Annotated in this window: 12 protein-coding genes; 9 read left to right on the top strand and 3 right to left on the bottom strand. The window is 64.5% G+C overall.

Going from position 1 to position 18,259, the window contains the following annotated elements; genetic code table 11:
* Positions 1-34: 34 nt before the first annotated feature.
* Positions 35-859: a class I mannose-6-phosphate isomerase gene (locus tag H8S47_RS09085; protein ID WP_187503560.1), complete on the bottom strand. Its 825-nt coding sequence runs from the start codon at positions 857-859 to the stop codon at positions 35-37.
* Positions 860-1,005: 146 nt separating this feature from the next.
* On the opposite strand from H8S47_RS09085, the gene H8S47_RS09080 reads away from it, so the two are divergent.
* The 3 genes from H8S47_RS09080 to H8S47_RS09070 all read left to right on the top strand — a co-directional run bounded on the left by H8S47_RS09080 (position 1,006) and on the right by H8S47_RS09070 (position 4,792).
* Positions 1,006-1,953: an outer membrane protein assembly factor BamD gene (locus H8S47_RS09080; RefSeq protein WP_187503559.1), complete on the top strand. Its 948-nt coding sequence runs from the start codon at positions 1,006-1,008 to the stop codon at positions 1,951-1,953.
* A 61-nt stretch (positions 1,954-2,014) separates the two neighbouring features.
* A complete protein-coding gene (gene recN / locus H8S47_RS09075; protein ID WP_187503558.1) occupies positions 2,015-3,679 on the top strand; it encodes a DNA repair protein RecN in 1,665 nt (554 codons plus the stop codon).
* Positions 3,680-3,763: 84 nt separating this feature from the next.
* Entirely contained in the window at positions 3,764-4,792 is a 1,029-nt protein-coding gene (locus tag H8S47_RS09070) for a hypothetical protein (protein ID WP_187503557.1), read from the top strand.
* Between the two features lie 254 nt (positions 4,793-5,046).
* Here the strand turns inward: H8S47_RS09070 and H8S47_RS09065 are convergent, their stop codons facing one another.
* Together H8S47_RS09065 and H8S47_RS09060 are read right to left on the bottom strand one after the other, a co-directional pair.
* Positions 5,047-5,385, bottom strand: coding sequence for a hypothetical protein (locus H8S47_RS09065; RefSeq protein ID WP_187503556.1), 339 nt, complete (start codon positions 5,383-5,385; stop codon positions 5,047-5,049).
* A gap of 153 nt (positions 5,386-5,538) precedes the next feature.
* Positions 5,539-6,522: an SDR family oxidoreductase gene (locus H8S47_RS09060; RefSeq protein ID WP_187503555.1), complete on the bottom strand. Its 984-nt coding sequence runs from the start codon at positions 6,520-6,522 to the stop codon at positions 5,539-5,541.
* A 113-nt stretch (positions 6,523-6,635) separates the two neighbouring features.
* On the opposite strand from H8S47_RS09060, the gene ligA reads away from it, so the two are divergent.
* The 6 genes from ligA (at position 6,636) to H8S47_RS09030 (ending at position 18,104) form a co-directional block, all read left to right on the top strand.
* Positions 6,636-8,759, top strand: a complete 2,124-nt coding sequence (gene ligA, locus H8S47_RS09055) for an NAD-dependent DNA ligase LigA (protein ID WP_187503554.1) — start codon at positions 6,636-6,638, stop codon at positions 8,757-8,759.
* 207 nt (positions 8,760-8,966) lie between these two features.
* Positions 8,967-12,320 carry a TonB-dependent receptor gene (locus H8S47_RS09050; RefSeq protein ID WP_187503553.1) on the top strand — a complete coding sequence of 1,118 codons (3,354 nt, stop codon included), beginning with the start codon at positions 8,967-8,969 and terminating at the stop codon, positions 12,318-12,320.
* Positions 12,321-12,475: 155 nt separating this feature from the next.
* On the top strand, positions 12,476-13,621 hold the full coding sequence (locus tag H8S47_RS09045; protein WP_187503552.1) for a sensor histidine kinase: 1,146 nt from the start codon (positions 12,476-12,478) through the stop codon (positions 13,619-13,621).
* The gene (locus H8S47_RS09040) at positions 13,618-14,415 is read left to right on the top strand and encodes a LytR/AlgR family response regulator transcription factor (RefSeq protein WP_031393111.1); all 798 of its coding nucleotides are present in this window, start codon (positions 13,618-13,620) and stop codon (positions 14,413-14,415) included. The genes H8S47_RS09045 and H8S47_RS09040 overlap by 4 nt, the downstream gene beginning before the upstream one ends.
* 293 nt (positions 14,416-14,708) lie before the next feature.
* Positions 14,709-15,722 carry a cell wall hydrolase gene (locus H8S47_RS09035; RefSeq protein ID WP_187503551.1) on the top strand — a complete coding sequence of 338 codons (1,014 nt, stop codon included), beginning with the start codon at positions 14,709-14,711 and terminating at the stop codon, positions 15,720-15,722.
* A 513-nt stretch (positions 15,723-16,235) separates the two neighbouring features.
* The gene (locus H8S47_RS09030; protein ID WP_187503550.1) at positions 16,236-18,104 is read left to right on the top strand and encodes an ABC-F family ATP-binding cassette domain-containing protein; all 1,869 of its coding nucleotides are present in this window, start codon (positions 16,236-16,238) and stop codon (positions 18,102-18,104) included.
* The last annotated feature ends 155 nt before the right edge of the window (positions 18,105-18,259 follow it).

Genomic DNA, 18,259 nt, shown 5'->3' with positions numbered 1-18,259 from the left:
AGCGGCGGGATTCAGAGGCCCCGCCGCCGCTCGATCAGATCCGCTTCGTGCCCGGGTACGCGAACAGCACGTCTGCGTCCGCGCTCGTCGAAACCGTCTCGCTACCGGTCATCGTCGCGCATTCGCCGGCCTTGAATGCGACGCCCGCTACGTCGCCCGAGCCGGTGATCGGGATCACCCAGCCGGTCGTGCCCTCGGGCAGGTTGACTACGTGGTCGCCGCCCTTCCAGCGTTCGAGCACGAACTTCGGCCCCTCGACCATGATCGTACGGCCGGTCTCGATCTCGATCGGCGGTGCGACGGGGACGTAGGGCGTGGGATCGGCGACGTCGACGCCGTCGTCGAGGTGAAGCTCGCGGTCGCTGCCGTAGTCGTAGAGGCGATAGGTCGTCTCGGAGTTCTGTTGGACCTCGATCACGGTCAGCCCGCCGCCGATCGCATGGATCGTGTCGGACGCGCAGTACATGAAGTCGCCCGGCTTGACCGGCTTCCAGTCGAGCTTGTCCTCGATCGTACCGTCGATCGCCGAGGCGCGCAGTTCGTCCTTCGACATCGGCTGCTTCGTGCCGACCGCGATCGTCGAGTCTGGCTCGGCGGCGAGGATCGTCCAGCACTCGTCCTTGCCGCGCGGCAGGCCGCGCTCATGCGCCTGGTCGTCGTCGGGATGGACCTGGACCGACAGCTTCTGCGACGTAAACAGGTATTTGATCAGCAGGTCGGGCGTGGTGTTGCCGGGTTCCTGGAACCAGACTTCGCCGATCGGCGGCGAACCCGCAGCCGGGTCTTCGAAACCGGGCCAGAGCGTGTCGCGACCCCAGGGCTTTTCGACGCGGTGGGTGTGCAACAATGTGGCCGGCATGACATGATCCTCGACGTGAATGACGCAATGGGAATGGGGCGCCAACGCACGACTATTGCCGTGTGATCCGGCCGACGGAAAGGCCCAATGCGGGTATGGCGAAAGGGATTGTTCGCCAAGCCCCGCATACGCTAAGGACAACGCCAATGCGTATCCCCCAGTCTCGTGCCCTCGCGGTCACGCTCATCGCCGCGCTTGCGCTCCCCATGGCCGGTTGTGCGAGCGGTCGCGCGTCCAAGGGCGACCTGCCCTATGTCGCGCGCGACGTGGGCACGCTGTATTCGACCGCCAAGGCGCGGCTCGACCAGGGACGCTACAAGGAAGCGGCGCAGCTGTTCGACGAGGTCGAGCGCCAGCATCCCTATTCGATCTGGGCACGCCGCGCGCAGATCATGTCGGCGTTCAGTTATTACCTCGCCAAGGACTACACCGCGTCGATCAGCTCGGCGCAGCGCTTCCTGGCGGTCCATCCGGGCAACCGCGACGCGCCTTACGCCTATTATCTGATCGCGCTCGGCTATTACGAGCAGATTACCGACGTCACGCGCGACCAGAAGATCACGCGGCAGGCGCTCGATTCGCTCGGCGAGCTGATGCGGCGTTATCCGAACACGCGTTATGCATCGGATGCGCGGTTGAAGATCGATCTGGTCAACGACCATCTCGCCGGCAAGGAGATGGAGATCGGGCGATTCTACGAGACGCGCGGCCAGTGGCTCGCCGCGAACGGCCGGTTCCGCACGGTGATCGACAAGTTCCAGCAGACCACGCACACGCCCGAGGCGCTGATGCGGCTGACCGAGACGTATCTCGCGCTCGGCGTACCCGTCGAAGCCGAGAAGGCCGGCGCGGTGCTGGGTCGCAACTATCCGGGCACCGACTGGTATCAGCATGCGTACGACCTGCTGAAGAAGAACCAGGTGCCGGCCGTGCCGCCATTGCCCGCGGGCGAGATGGTCGTGCCGGTGGGGACTAAGGGTACGCCGTCGGTGATGGTCGAGCTCGACGAGCCCGGTTCGACGCCGACCGGCCCGTCGGTGCGTACGCCCGACAAGCCGCGCTCGGCTGGCCAGCCGTCCAACACCGGGAGCTAAGCGTTCGGTTGGAACATAGGGGGATCGCATTGCGCGCCCGTTCGTCTATGGCGGACATCCTATGCTGACCGAACTTTCCATTCGCGACGTGGTGCTGATCGAGGCGCTGGATCTGGGATTCGGCGAAGGGCTCGGCGTGCTGACCGGCGAGACCGGCGCGGGCAAGTCGATCCTGCTCGATGCGCTGGGCCTTGCGCTCGGCGGGCGTGGCGATAGCGGGCTGGTGCGGCATGGTGCTGCGCAAGCGGTGGTGACCGCGACGTTCGATGCCCCTGCCCCCGAATCGCCGCTTGCGCTGCTGTTCGACGAGAACGGTCTGGAGATCGAGCGCGGCGAGCCGCTGATCGTGAAGCGCATCGTCAAGGCGGACGGCGGCAGTCGCGGGTTCGTCAACGACCAGCCGGCGTCGGCGGGGCTGTTGCGCGAGATGGCGCCGCATCTGGTCGAGATCCACGGGCAGCATGACGAGCGCGGGCTGCTGAATGCGCGGGGGCACCGGGCGTTGCTCGATATCTTCGGGCGGACCGAGCCGGGGGCGACGGGCAAGGCTTACGCGGCGTTTCGTGCTGCCGAGGCCGAACTTGCTGCGGCGCGCGCGGACATCGAGACGGCGGCGCGCGATCGCGAATGGCTCGAGCATACGGTTGCCGAACTGACCGCGCTGGCGCCTGTCGCGGGAGAGGAAGAGACGCTGGCGGATACGCGGCGGTCGATGCAGCGCGCGGAGAAGATCGCGGACGATCTCGCGGCGATCGACGATTTCCTCGAGGGCAAGGACGGCGGGATGGCGAAGCTTCGCCAGGCCGCGCGTGTGCTCGAGCGGATCGCGGAGGATCATGTTGCGCTGGGCAATGCGCTGGCGGCGGTCGATCGTGCGGTGATCGAGGCGTCGGTCGCGGAGGAGAGCCTGCGCGATGCGCGGGCCGAGATGGCGTATGATCCGCGCGCGCTGGAGGATGACGAGGCGCGGTTGTTCGAGCTTCGGGCGATGGCGCGGAAACACCGCGTGCAGCCGGACGATCTGGCGGCGCTGGCGGACGAGATGCGCGCGCGGCTGGAGCGGCTCGATGCGGGCGAAGGCGGGATCGCGGTGATCGAGGCGCGCGTCGCGGCTTCGCGCAAGGCGTTCGCCGTCGCCTCAGATGCGTTGACGAAACGACGGTTGGCGGCGGCCAAGCGTCTCGATGTGGCGGTTGCGGGGGAACTGGCACCGTTGAAGCTGGATGCGGCGCGGTTCCAGACCGTGGTTGCGCCGCTCGGTGAGGAGGGCTGGTCGGCCGCGGGTAAGGACCGCGTCGAGTTCGAGATCTCGACCAATCCGGGCGCGCCGTTCGCAGCGCTGACCAAGATCGCGTCGGGCGGCGAGTTGTCGCGCTTCATCCTCGCGCTGAAGGTGGCGCTGGCGGAAGAGGGTGGCGCGTCGACGATGGTGTTCGACGAGATCGACCGCGGCGTCGGCGGCGCGGTGGCGAGCGCGATCGGCGAACGCCTCGCTCGGCTGGCGCAGAGCACGCAGCTGCTGGTGGTGACGCACAGCCCGCAGGTTGCGGCACGCGGCGCGAAGCATCTGCTGATCGCCAAGAGTAGCGACGGGACGGTCACGCGGACCGGCGTGCGGGCGCTGTCGGAGGACGAGCGGCGCGAGGAGATCGCGCGGATGTTGTCGGGGGCGCAGATTACCGACGAGGCGCGGGCTCAGGCGGAGCGGTTGCTGGAAACTGCGTGACCGATATTTGAAGACTGGTCCAGAGTGGTTTGGCATCGCCTGCATTTGCCACTGAAACCACCATTGCGGTGACGTCCCTTCTCGATGCTGGCGTTCGACGGTCTAGCCTGTGCCCGTCTCAATCAGGGGACGCACCCGAGGGATCGCAGGATGACACGATATCCAAAAGCCGCGCTGCTGGCGGCGAGCACGATGACCTTCATACCGACGACCGGGTCGGCGCAAACGAACTGCGACGATAAGGTGGCGGCGATGGCGGCTTTGGAAACCGACTACAAGGATGAGCAGGCCGCCCTCCAGACCGAAGGTGACGCGATCCAGAAGGCGGGTGGAAACCTGTCGATCAGCGGCACCGTCGAAATGAAGATGAAGGAGCAACGCTGGGTCTTCCATCTGCCGAGCATGATCATGAAGATCCACGCCATGTCGCTCGATCTGCCGCAAACGACGATGAAGACACGCGCAATAATCTGGGACAATCCGACGATCGTCATGCGACCGACCAAGACCGGCCAATATCCCCAGTTCAAATGCCACGGATTTAAATGCACGGTAAAGTGGAAGGATATCATCACGAACATGCCGCATACGGAAATGCGAAAGCAATCCATCTCGATGAGCATTCCCGAATTCAGGATGGACCGAACGGATCTTTCGACGAAGATCCCCGAGTTTCAGATGAAGAAGCAGGAATGGAAGATCAAAATTCCCGAAATCACGCTCCACGACGTCAAGGCTGAAGCACAGACGTTGCTGGACCGTGGCAAGAAGCTCGGCGAGAGTGCCGATGCACTGACGGGTACGATCAAGACGAAGGCTGCGGAGGCAAGCGCTGGCGTATACGCTTGCTATCGGACCGATCTGAACGACAAACGACAGCAGGTCGCGGCACAATTCGACGGTGCCTTGACGCAACTCGATGGCGCGATCGCCTCGATCCGCACAGCCGGTGCAGATCCGACGGCGATGCAGACGGATGCCGGCGTGCTGAACCTCGTTTCGGAACGTCAGCGCATCGAAAGCGAGCGCGGCGAGGCGCTGAAACAGATCGACGACTCCATAAAAACGATCGACGACCAGCAACTTGTCGCAACCGCGGCTATCATCGCCTGACCTCGATCTGCCGCACGGCACGGGAGGATGACCGATCCACACAGATTGCGAAGATGTTGTCAGAGGCGACTATTGCGGACGAGGCGCGGACTCAGGCGGAGCGGTTGCTGGAGCAGGCTTGAGGGCGCTCACACTCAGGTCGATCTACCACCGGTAGTGTTTCCCCGCGGAGGCGGGGGTCCAGGATACCATCCACAGCATCCGTAACCCTAGGCTCCCGCGTTCGCGGGAGAACTGGGGTGGGGCGCCGTGGGTCAGGGTGTCGCCTGCCGGGGATGACCAAAATGAATCTTCAGCACCGGCACGACGATATAGTCGCCGCTCACTTTCCGCAGGCCGTGTGGCGCACGACTGCCGAACGCGCCGTCTTCGTGGATCGCGGCGTGGATCGGCGCCTGTTCGGTATGGATCATGTCGTCTAGCCCGGCGGCACTGGCGTCGGGGCGCGGCCATAACGATTGCTGGAGCCGGTCGTCGGCGGACGAACCGTCGTTCCAGTCCTGGCCGATCGCCGGGGCCGGTGTGGGGGAGGTGCGCTGCGCCGTGGCGGGAGCCGAGCAGAGCATCACGAACAGTGTAACTGCTGTTTTCATCGCACCCTCCCCATGTCCACCCCGGCGAAGGCCGGGGCCCAGTTGGGGCACGATAGTTGGTGAATTCGGCACTTGGTTGCAATGGTCTTGCCAACTGGGCCCCGGCCTTCGCCGGGGTGGTGTGAGAGGGCGAGCGAGTGGACGATAGGCGCTTTACAGTACCCCGCTGCCGCCGGTCGCCGCGAAGGCGCTGCCGCTGGTGAAGCTTGTGCCCGTCTCCGCGAGCGTCACGAACAGCGACGCCAGTTCGGCCGGCTGGCCCGCGCGGCCGAGCGGGGTGTCCTGGCCGAACTCGCCCATCTTACCCGGCAGCTGCCCGCCGGCGACCTGGAGCGGCGTCCAGACCGGTCCCGGTGCGACCATGTTGACGCGGATGCCCTTCTTGCCGAGCTGTTTCGCCAGCCCCTTGGTGAAGATCAGGATCGCGCCCTTGGTGGTCGCATAATCGAGCAGTTCCTCGCCAGGATCGACCGAATTGACCGAGCCGGTGTTGATGATCGACGCGCCCGGCTTCATCAGCGGGATCGCAGCCTTGCAGAGGTGGAACATCGCGTAGACGTTGGTCTTCATCGTGCGGTCGAACTGTTCGAAGCTGATCTCGGCGATCGATGCCTTGGACTGCTGGTAGGCGGCGTTGTTGACGAGGATGTCTAGCCCGCCGAGTTCCCGCGCGGCGCGCGCAATGAGGTCGTTGCAGAATTTCGCATCGGTTAGGTCGCCGGGGATCAGCACGACTTTGCGGCCCTCGGCGCGGAGCATCTTGGCAACGTCCTGCGCGTCGGGTTCCTCGGTCGGGTAATAGTTGATCGCGACGTCGGCGCCTTCGCGCGAGAACGCGATCACCGCGGCGCGACCGATGCCCGAGTCGCCGCCGGTGACCAGCGCCTTACGACCCTGGAGACGACCGGAACCGCGATAGCTCGCCTCGCCACAATCCGGGACGGGGCGCATGTCGCGCTGGAGGGCGGGCCATTTCTGGCGCTGTTCGGGGAAGGGCGTCGAGACGAAGCGCGTCTGCGGATCGGCGAGTTGCGCCTGCCCCGCCCCCTGCCCTTGCGCGAAGGCGGGGGCTGCTGCGGCGGCGAGGCCGGTGACGGCGGCGCCCTTGAAGAGGTCTCGGCGGCTGGTATCTGTCATGATTGCGTGTCCCGGAAAATGTCTTGGTATGTCAGCGCGCAAGTCGGGCGAATGTTCACACGATGTTGATCCAGGTCTTGTCGAAAGGTGGCGCCCTCCCCTAACCCGGCGCGATGCCCGACCTTCCCGCGACCGAGACCGAAGCCGCCGCCGAGCTGGAGACGCTCGCCGCGCAGATCGCGTATCATAATGCGCGCTATCATACCGACGACGCGCCCGAGATCAGCGATGCCGAGTATGACGCGCTGGTGCGGCGCAATGCGGCGATCGAGGCGGCGTTCCCGGGCGCGGTGCGGAGCGATTCGCCTAGCCGGACCGTGGGCGCGGCACCTGCCGGGCATCTGGCGAAGGTCGCGCATGCCAAGGCGATGATGAGCCTCGACAATGCGTTCGCGGACGAGGAGGTCGAGGAATTCGTCGCGCGCGTGCGCCGGTTCCTGAAGCTGGCGGAGGACACGCCGGTGGCGCTGACCGCGGAGCCGAAGATCGACGGGTTGTCGTGTTCGCTGCGATATGAGGACGGGCGGCTGGTTCAGGCGCTGACGCGGGGCGATGGGCAGGTCGGCGAGGATGTTACGGCGAACGTCCGAACCATCAGCGACATCCCGCAGACCTTGCAGGGTGAAGCCCCCGCGATCTTCGAAGTTCGGGGCGAGGTCTATATGGCGAAGGACGACTTCGCTGCGCTCAATGCGCGCCTGCTTGCCGAGGCCGAAGAGACCGGCAAGGACGCACGACAGTTCGCCAATCCGCGCAACGCCGCCGCGGGATCACTGCGCCAGAAGGACGCGACCGTGACCGCCAGTCGGACACTGCGATTCCTCGCGCATGGCTGGGGCGAGGCGAGCGTCGTGCCGGGCGAGACCCAGGCCGAGGTCGTCGACACCCTGCGCGGTTGGGGCTTTCCGATCGCCGATGGGTTCGCTCGGGTCGAAGGAACGGCGGCGGCGCTCGACGTGTATCGTCGGATCGAGGCCGTGCGTGCCGACCTGCCGTTCGACATCGACGGCGTGGTCTACAAGGTCGATCGGCTCGACTGGCAGGCGCGACTCGGCCAGGTCGCCAAGGCGCCGCGCTGGGCGATCGCGCACAAATTCCCCGCCGAGCGCGCGCAGACGTTGCTCGAACGGATCGATATCCAGGTCGGACGGACCGGCGCGATGACCCCCGTTGCGCGCCTCTCTCCCGTGACGGTCGGCGGTGTCGTCGTGACTAACGCGACGCTGCACAACGCGGACGAGATCGAGCGGCTCGGCGTGCGGCCGGGCGACCGCGTGCTCGTCCAGCGTGCCGGCGACGTGATCCCGCAGATCGTCGAGAACCTGACGCCGGACGTCGAGCGCGAGGCGTATGTCTTCCCGCATGTCTGCCCCGAATGCGGGTCCGCGGCCGAGCGCGAGGAGGGCGAGGTCGTCTATCGCTGCACCGGCGGGCTGATCTGCCCGGCGCAGCGGGTCGAACGGCTTATCCACTTCGCCTCGCGCCATGCGTTCGACATCGGCGGGCTCGGCCAGACGCTGATCGAAGCGTTCTTCCGCGACGGCCTGATCGAATCGCCCGCTGACATCTTCCGCCTGACCGAGGAACAGCTAGCGGCGAGGAAGAAAGACGGGCGCGTGTGGGCGGCCAAAGTCATCGCCGCGATCGAGACCAAGCGGACGATCCCGCTCGACCGATTCCTGTTCTCCCTCGGCATCCGCCATGTCGGCGAGATCACCGCGCGTGACCTTGCGCGACGCTATGTGTCGGCCAAGGCGCTGGGCTCGGTGTTGCGTCACGCGGTGTTCCTGCGCAGTCGGATCGAACCCGTGATCGGCGAGCCCGAGCGGAAGTTCATCCTTCGGCGCGACAAGCTGCTGGTCGGAGCGATCGAGACCGCGGGGATCGGCCCCGAGGTCGCCAGCGCGCTGGTCGGCTTCTGCGCCGAGCCGCACAACCGCCGAGTCGTGTTCGACCTGTTGCGGGAAGTGAAGCCTGCGGACGTGGTCCACGAAACCCGCGAGTCGCCGGTGACGGGCCAGATCCTCGTCTTCACCGGCAGCCTGGAAACGCTCAGCCGCGACGAGGCCAAAGCGCAGGCGGAAGCGCTCGGCGCGCGCGTCGCCGCGTCGGTATCGAGCAAGACGGGTTTGGTGATCGCAGGCCCCGGCGCGGGCTCGAAACTGAAGAAGGCCACCGAACTCGGCATCCGCGTCATCACTGAAGCCGCGTGGGCGGAGATCGTCGCCGCGAGCTGAAGCCGAACACGTCATTTGGCGAAGTCGGTTCCGGAGCCCCAGAATTGGTTCAATTGCGTGGCTTTTTTGCAACGCACCATCACTGATTGTGTCTGTGACACTTCCCGACTCGCCAATGTCACAGAACCGAAATATCCCACGTGCAGGGGCGCGGCAGGCCGAACGAAAAGTCGCGGATCTCGAGCAGAAGCTCAAAGGGGAACTTCAATGCGTAACAACCTATTTCTGGGTGCGGCAGCGATTGCGCTGATCGCCCCAATGACTGCGTCCGCGCAGGAAACGACCTCCTCGATCCGCGGCACGGTAACCGCGAATGGCGCGCCTGTCGTCGGCGCGACTGTTACGATTCTCAACGTCCCGTCGGGTTCGCGCTCGGTGCAGACGACCGACGCATCGGGTAGCTTCAACGCATCCGGTCTACGCGTCGGCGGGCCATTCACCGTCACCGTTTCTGCGACGGGTTACTCGGATGTGTCGGTCACCGACATCCAAACCACCGTTGCACAATCTTTCGAGCTTCCAGTCGAATTGGCTGCCGGCAACGCAGGCGGCGACGAGATCGTCGTCACTGCGTCGTCGTTGCCGCGTGCGCGCAACGTCAGCCAGGGACCCGCTACCGTCCTGAACGCCGAGCAGATCGGTTCGGTCGCTTCGGTCAACCGCGACGTACGCGATCTAATGCGCCGCGATCCGTTCGCGCGTCTCGACGATACGCCGTCGGGCGGCCGCGCAGTGTCGTTCGCCGGTCAGAATGCCCGCTTCAATCGCTTCTCGGTCGACGGCGTGCCGGTCACCGACAATTTCGGCCTCAATCCGGATGGTCTGCCAACCCGCCGCTCGCCAATTCCTTTCGACTCCATCGGTCAGTTCCAGACCAAGGTCGCGCCGTACGACGTTCGTGAGGGCAATTTTCAGGGCGGTGCGATCAACGCCATCCTGAAGTCAGGCACCAACGAGTTCCATGGCACCGGTTTCTATGCCTATTCGGACGACGGCCTGACGGGCAAACGCACTAAGGCCGGGGCTGGTATTCCAACCGGTCGCGTCAACATTCCTGAGTTTAAGTTCGAGAATTTCGGTGCAGAGCTTTCAGGCCCGATCATCAAGGACAAGTTGTTCTTCATGATCGCCGGCGAGCGCATCCGCGCCAACACGCCGATCGTCGAAGGCACGGCGGGTACCAATGCTGGCACCGTCGTCCCCAACATCACCGATGGACAGGTATCGCAGATCCAGCAGATCGCGCAGTCGCGCTATGGCTATGACACCGGCGGTATCCTGCAGGATTCGAACGATCGCGACGATCGCCTGGTAGCACGTCTCGATGCCAATCTGTCCGATACACAACGCGCGTCGATCACGTATCTGTACACGAAGGACTCGATCCAGCTTGGGCAGAACACCTTCGTTACGGGAACGCCAGGCCTTGGCCTCGAATCGAATGGTTATATCGGCTCGAACCGGCTGCACACCGGCGTCGCGCAGTTGAACAGTGACTGGACCGACGAGTTCTCGACGGAAGTCCGTGGGTTCTACAAGGATTACAAGCGTGGTCAGGACCCGATCTTGGGTCGCGGTTTCGCCCAAATGCAGGTCTGCACTGCACCGACGTCAGATCGCACCACCGGAACGGGTGGCAACAACGATCTATCCAGCACATGCCAGTCCGGCTTCGGCAACGTGTCGTTCGGACCGGATATCTCTCGTCAGTCCAACCAGTTGACCAGCCGCACCTTTGGTGGCCTCGTCCAGGGCCGGCTGACGCGCGATAATCATGATCTGCGCGTCTTCGGCGAGTTTTCCGACTCGAAGATCTTCAACCTGTTCGTGCAACGCACCGCCGGTGATTATTATTTCGACTCAATCGCCGACTTCCAGGCGGGCAACGCGCAGCGCTTCCGCTACGGCAACGCCGTACCCAGCCTCGATCCGATCGACGGCGCTGCACGCTTCCGCTATCAGTCCTACACGTTCGGCATTCAGGATACGTGGCGTGTCAGCGACCTGCTGACGCTGTCCTATGGTGCTCGCTACGACATGTTCGGCGGCAAAAGCCGTCCGGAACTGAACTCGGCGTTCCTGACGCGTTACAACTTCCCGAACACGGCATACATCTCGGGTCGTGGCGTGTTCCAGCCGCGCGTCGGTTTCGAACTGAAGCCTGCGTCCGAGTTCTCGTTCCGCGGCGGCATCGGCATATTCTCGGGCGGCTCGCCCGACGTGTACGTATCCAACAGCTTCTCGAATACGGGCTTCCTGACGAACGCGATCGACGTTCGCCAGAACAACAACAATAGCTATGTCGTCCCGGGCCTCACCGGCGCGGGCGCACAGACCAGCGGCGCGGCCATCCTGACCAACGTCAACGGCACCACGGTCCCCACTGCGGCCAATGGCGTCCTGAACAATGCGGCGGTGAATCAGCTGTCGCCGACGAACGCGCTCGACCCGAACTTCAAGGTGCCGTCGCAGTGGCGTGGTACGCTGTCGGCTGACTTCGATCCTAATTGGGGTGGGACGTTCGGCGACGGCTGGCACTTCGGCGCTGACTTCCTGTGGTCCGACGTGCGCAACCAAGTGTTCTTCACCGACTTGCGTGTCGTGCCAACCGCACTCCGCACCCCTGATGGTCGAGTGCGCTACGCCTCGGCAACAAACTTCGCCGACACCAACTCGGACCTGTTGCTTACCAATACGTCGCGCGGCCGCAGCTACATCGGCGTCGCTCGTGTCAGTAAGGATTTCGATTTCGGTCTGAACCTGAGTGTCAGCTACACGTATCAGGACGTCAAGGATCAGGCGCCGGCAACGTCGTCGACCGCATCATCCAACTACGGGAACGGGGCGTTCCTCGACGCCAATGGCGCTGCCTACGGCATCTCTAACGACCAGGTGAAGCACAACATCAAGTATAACGTCAGCTTCAACCACGCGTTCTTCGGCGACTACAAGACCAACTTTACGCTGTTCGGAGAGACGCGGATCGGTCGCCCGTACAGCTACACCATGCAGGACCTGTCGTCGGCCCGCTCACCGGTGTTCGGCACGATCGGCAGCGCGTCGCGCTACCTGCTGTACGTGCCGACGTCGACCAGCGACGCGCTGGTGTCATACGACAGCGTTGCGACGCAGAACACGTTCGAGGCGCTCATCAACTCGACCGGGCTGGATAAGTATCGTGGCAAGATCGCGCCACGCAACGGCTTTAACTCGAAGTGGTTCACACGTTTCGATCTTCACATCTCGCAGGAAATCCCGACGTTCGTCGGCAAGAGCCGTATTCAGCTGTTTGCGGATATAGAGAACGTCACCAATCTGCTGAACAAGAATTGGGGTCAGATTCGCGAGTATCAGTTCCCGTATACGATCCCAGCCGTACGCGTGCAGTGCCTTCAGGCTCCAGTCGCTACCGGTACAGCGCCGGGCGCAGCACTAACGGGCAACTCCAGTCAGGCTTGCGCGCAGTATCGCTACAGCGCTCCTGCCTCGACACCGTCCGACACGATCTATGCGCGTCAGTCGCTCTACTCGGTCCGCGTCGGCGCTCGCTTCAGCTTCTAATCGAACGAATATCTAGTCGGTTAAACGGCCGTCGTTCCGTATGGAACGGCGGCCAATTTAATGTCCGGGCGCTGTCGCGTTGGTGAGGATTGCGTACTTCCCGCCACCGTTCGACTTTTGCGCACACCGCTAGCCGCGTGTAAGAGCGCAGGCCGATGGCTAATTCTTCCGCCCCGCACCCTGGCTCCTCCGCCCTGAACTCGGCCCGACGCCTGCCCTTCACCGCGCGCCCGTTCTTCGAGAACAAGGCGCGGGCGTTCTGGATCCTGCAGGCGGTCGGGTGGAGCGGCTACCTGCTGCTGCGCGGGGTCGTCTCGATCTCGAACGGGCTGTCGCTCGACGGGGTGATCCCGGTGATCGTCGAGGCGATCGTCGGATACTGCATCACGCTGCTGCTCTCGACGATGTACGGCCAGTATCGGCAGATGAACCGGCTGGTCGGGATTTTCCTGACGATCGCGACTCTCGCCGCAGCGACGTTCCTGTACGCGGTGCTCGACGCGTTCACCTTCTCGTTCATCGCGACGTCGACGCCGGGGGTGACTCTGACGCGGTTGCTGGGGTCGGTGTATGTCACCTTCACCGTGCTGTTCGGGTGGTCGGCGCTGTATTTCGGGATCAATTTCTACCTGATCGTCGAGGCGCAGATCGACCAGATGGAGCATCTGGAGAACCAGGCGTCGACGGCGCAGCTGGCGATGCTGCGCTATCAGTTGAACCCCCATTTCCTGTTCAATACGCTGAACTCGATCTCGACGCTCGTGCTGTTGAAGCAGACCGAGCGGGCGAACGCGATGTTGTCACGGCTGTCGTCGTTCCTGCGCTACACGCTGGCGAACGAACCGACCGCGCATGTCACCGTCGCGCAGGAGGTGGATCAGCTGAAGCTGTATCTGGAGATCGAGAAGATGCGCTTCGAGGACCGGATGCGGCCGAAGTTCGATATCGATCCGCGCGCCGAACGGGCGAGATTGCCGTCGCTGCTGCTGCAACCCCTCGTCGAAAACGCGATCAAATACGCCGTTACCCCGCAGGAAGAAGGCGCCGATATCCACGTCGAAGTGCGTCTTGCCGGGGAACGGGTGCAGATCGCCGTATCCGACACCGGACCGGGCTTGATCGAGGGCCGGATCGGTTCAAGCCATTCGACCGGCGTGGGGCTCGCTAATATTAGAGACAGGTTGGTGCAGGCATATGGCCCCGACCACCGTTTCGAAACCCGCTCCACGCCGGCTGGAGGCTTCTCGGTGGAAATCGAGATTCCGTATCAGCTGGAAGACGTGAACAGAGAGGCCGCATGACCATCCGTACCATTCTCGTCGACGACGAGCCGCTGGCGATCCAGGGGCTGGAACTCCGACTCCAGGCCCATGAAGACGTCGAGATCATCGAAAAATGCTCGAACGGCCGCGAGGCTATTCGCGCGATCAAGACGCACAAGCCCGACCTCGTGTTTCTGGATATCCAGATGCCGGGGTTCGACGGGTTCTCCGTGGTGCAAGGCCTGATGGAGGTCGAGCCGCCGCTGTTCGTGTTCGTCACGGCGTATTCGGACCATGCGTTGCGCGCGTTCGAGGCGCAGGCGGTCGATTACCTGATGAAGCCGGTCGAGGAATCACGGCTGGCCGATACGATCGAACGGGTTCGGCAGCGTTTGAGCGAGAAGCGCGGGGTCGAGGAGGTCGATCGGTTGCGCGAAGTGCTGGCCGATGTCGCGCCCGATGCGGCGGCGGACATGCCGGACGGGGATGCCGTGTCGGCGAACCGGTTCGAGAAGCTCATCAACATCAAGGATCGCGGGCAGATCTTCCGCGTCGATGTCGACACGATCGAGCGGATCGATGCGGCCGGCGATTACATGTGCATCTATACCGGCGATAATACGCTGATCCTGCGCGAGACGATGAAGGATCTGGAAAAGCGGCTCGACCCGCGGCGGTTCCAGCGGGTGCATCGGTCGACGATCGTGAATTTGGATCTGGTGAAGCAGGTCAAGCCGCATACGAACGGGGAATGCTTCCTGGTGCTGAATTCCGGGGCTAGCGTGAAGGTTTCTCGGTCGTATCGTGATGTGGTGGCGCGGTTCGTTCACTGAGGTAGGGGCCCTTCCCCTTATCCTCGCCCCCTTCCCGTCATCCTGACGAAAGTCAGGATCCAGAGCCATTGAGGGGGACGCTCGTTACCCTGGATCCTGACGTTCGTCAGGATGACGGACGCCGGGGTGTGGTTGCGGCAAGCTTTAAGGAGCGCGCCCTTCCACGTCCGTCCTTGCCGATCGAGGTCCCGACTTTCGTCGGGATGACGGGGGTGTGCTTCGTTAGCGAGCGCTTCGCCCGTTTCCCGCAACCCATTAACCAGTCCCTAAACCCCGCGGCCTAGAGCGGGGGGATGAAGACGTCGGGTTACGGCCTTTATCCTCATGCGCTGATCAGCCTGCCCGCTCTGGTGATGGCGACGTCGTGCGTGCCGGCGGATCGGCCGGCGGCGATCGCTCGGGTCCAGCCGGAGCGGAACTCGCGCGCCTTGCTGAGCCGGATGGCGTTGCATGTGCCCGACGACATCTCCGCGAAGATCGCGACGGCAGCGCCGGATGCGCCGTTTGCCGCTGCTACGCCGTTCGTGGCTCCGCCGTTTTTGACCTCGAACTCTGTCGATGACGCTAGCCGCGCGGCGGACTGCCTGACTGCGGCGGTGTATTACGAGGCGCGGTCGCAGTCTGAGGATGGGCAGCGGGCGGTGGCGCAGGTGGTGTTGAACCGGGTGCGCGACCGGGCCTTTCCGAACAGCGTTTGCGGCGTCGTGTATCAGGGGGCCGAGCGGCGGACCGGGTGCCAGTTCAGCTTTACCTGCGATGGCTCGATGAACCGGGCGCGCGAGCCGGGGGCTTGGGATCGCGCGCGGGCGGTGGCGAGCGCGGCGCTTGGCGGGAGCGTATATGCGCCGGTCGGGGCGGCGACGTCGTTTCATACGACCAGCATCCTGCCGTGGTGGGCGTCGAGTCTGGCGCGGATCACGACGGTTGGGGCGCATGTGTTTTATCGCTGGCAGGGCGCGTTGGAGCGGGCGCTGACGTTTCGGCAGGCTTATGCCGGGGTAGAGCCTGGGGTTCGTGATGGCGGCTTTTCCGGTGGTGGTGTGACGGCGGTTGCGGCGCAGGTTGCTGGGGTTTCGGTGCATTATGGCAATCGGGAGATCGCCGCGGACTCGGATGCGGCGCCGGACGATGTGCTGCATGGGGTGACGGTGCATCGGGGGGTGCCGCGTTCTGGTTCGACGGTTGCGGACGCGGTGGTCGTGCAGACGCGGTTGGTTTCGGGGGTGCGGGTTCATGTCGGTGGGCGGGCGGCTCCGATTCTTGGCGGCGGTGAAGGCGCGGACGCGATCGTTTCGGACCAGACCTGATGAGTTCCCTCCCCTTCAGGAGAGGGTTGGGATGGGGCACCACCGCGAGCGAGACTTTTTCGGCAATGCCCCACCCCTACCCTCCCCTGAAGGGGAGGGAGTTTGGTTTGCTGTGCCGATAGTTGCTCCACCCCGGCGGAGGCCGGGGCCCAATTGGGGAACGTCGCTAACGACGGACCGCGCCATCACGACGGCCTTTCAACTTGGGCCCCGGCCTTCGCCGGGGTGGTGGTAGGAGGAAAACTGTCCTTGCTGTTGCTCCCGCGCAACCCCCGTTCAAGCTACGGCCAGCAGGGTGACACCCCGGTTGGCTGAAACGTCTTCCCCCCTTCCTGGAAGGGAAGGGCCGGGGGTGGGTCGGTTTCCGCGCGATCCGTCCGTTGGGGCTCGAACCGGCCTACCCACCCCCTGCCCCTCCCTTTCATGGAGGGGAGCACGGCCCGACCTTGACTGACGTAATGCCCCCTTCCCCTCCCCTCGCAAAACCATGCTGCATCTGCTAACGGCTCGCGCATGCTGAACCTGAACAATATCACGGTGCGCCTGGGCGGACGCGTTATCCTCGATGGCGCCACCGCCGCGTTGCCACCGGGCTCGCGCGTCGGGCTGATCGGGCGCAACGGTGCGGGCAAGTCGACGATGGTGCGCGTGATCGCGGGGCAGCTGGAGCCGGACGACGGCTCGGCGGACATGCCGAAGGGCGCGCGAATCGGCTACCTTGCGCAGGAAGCGCCGCACGGCGTGAAGACCCCGTTCGAAACCGTGCTCGAAGCCGATCTGGAGCGCGCCGCGCTGATGATCGAGAGCGAGACGAGCGAGGATCCCGACCGGCTCGGCGACGTGTACGAGCGGTTGATCGCGATCGACGCGTATACCGCGCCCGCCCGCGCCGCGCAGATCCTGCTCGGGCTCGGGTTCGACGAGGACATGCAGGCGCGGACGCTCGACAGCTTTTCGGGTGGCTGGAAGATGCGCGTGGCACTTGCCGCTTTGCTGTTCTCGCAGCCGGACCTGCTGCTGCTCGACGAGCCTTCGAACCATCTCGATCTCGAAGCGGTGATGTGGCTCGAGGATTTCCTCAAGGGCTACAAGGCGACGATCGTAGTGGTCAGCCACGAGCGCGATTTCCTCAACAACGTGGTCGATCACATCCTGCATCTGCAAGGCGGCAAGATCACGCTGTATCCGGGCGGCTACGACGCGTTCGAGCGGCAGCGCGCCGAACGGCTCGCGCAGATCGAGGCGGCGCGCGCCAACCAGGCGGTCCAGCGCGAGAAGCTGCAGGAATATATCGCCAAGAATTCCGCGCGGGCTTCCACGGCGAAGCAGGCACAGTCGCGCCAGAAGATGCTGTCGAAGATGCAGCCGATCGCCGAGAGCTACAATGATCCGACGCTGTCGTTCGGCTTCCCCAACCCGACCGAACTGCGCCCGCCGTTGATCACGCTCGACATGGCGACGGTGGGCTATGCCGACGTGCCGATCCTGAAGCGGCTCAACATGCGGCTCGATCCCGACGACCGGGTCGCGCTGCTCGGGCGCAACGGCAACGGCAAGACCACGCTCGCGCGACTGCTGGCGGCGCAGCTGACGCCGATGGATGGCGAGATGTCGTCGTCGGGCAAGATGAAGGTCGGGTACTTCACGCAGTATCAGGTCGAGGAGCTCGATCCGACAGATACGCCGATTGAGCATATGTCGCATCTGATGAAGGGCGCGACGCCGGCGGCCGTGCGGGCTCAGTTGGGGCGGTTTGGCTTCTCCGGCGACAAGGCGACGACCAGGGTCGGCAAGCTGTCGGGTGGCGAGCGCGCGCGTCTGGCGCTGGCGCTGATCACACGCGATGCGCCGCACCTGCTGATCCTCGATGAGCCTACCAACCATCTGGACGTCGATGCGCGCGAGGCTTTGGTGCAAGCGCTCAACGCGTATACCGGCGCTGTCGTGCTGGTCAGCCATGACCGGCATATGCTGGAGCTGACGGCGGATCGGCTGGTGCTGGTCGACGACGGGACGGCGAAGGAGTTCGACGGCAGCCTCGACGATTACATCGCGTTCGTCCTGAAGGGCGACAGCGGCAAGGGCGATGCCGCGTCGAAGGCCGACAAGAAGGCGGGGAAGAAGGCCGCCGCCGATGCGAAGAGCAACGATGCGGCTCTGCGGAAGGCTTTGCGCGAGATCGAGGAGCAGACCGCGAAGTTCACCAAGGAGCGCAATGCGCTCGATCGGGCGATGGTCGATCCGGCGAATGCGGAGCCGCGGTTCTCGCGGATGTCGATGGGGGATCTGAGCAAGCGTCGCGCCGAGGTGCATGCGAAGCTGGAGGCTAGCGAGGCCAAGTGGCTGGAGGCTAGCGAGGCGCTGGAGGGGGTCGCGGCTTAAAGGCCTTCTGCGCTCCCCTGGGGGAGGCCGCCTAGTCCGTTCTTGCCCCCCTGGAAGGGAGGGGTTGGGGGTGGGTCGGGTTCCGCGTGTTCAGGCGGTTGCGACTCGAGCTGGCCTACCCACCCCCGGCCCCTCCCTTTCAGGGAGGGAGGAAG

Origin of the sequence: Sphingomonas albertensis, assembly GCF_014358075.1 — a bacterium.
Taxonomy (GTDB): Bacteria; Pseudomonadota; Alphaproteobacteria; order Sphingomonadales; family Sphingomonadaceae; genus Sphingomonas; species Sphingomonas albertensis.
The sequence above is the reverse complement of the archived record's forward strand: the minus strand, read 5'-3'. Positions and strand labels throughout refer to the sequence as shown.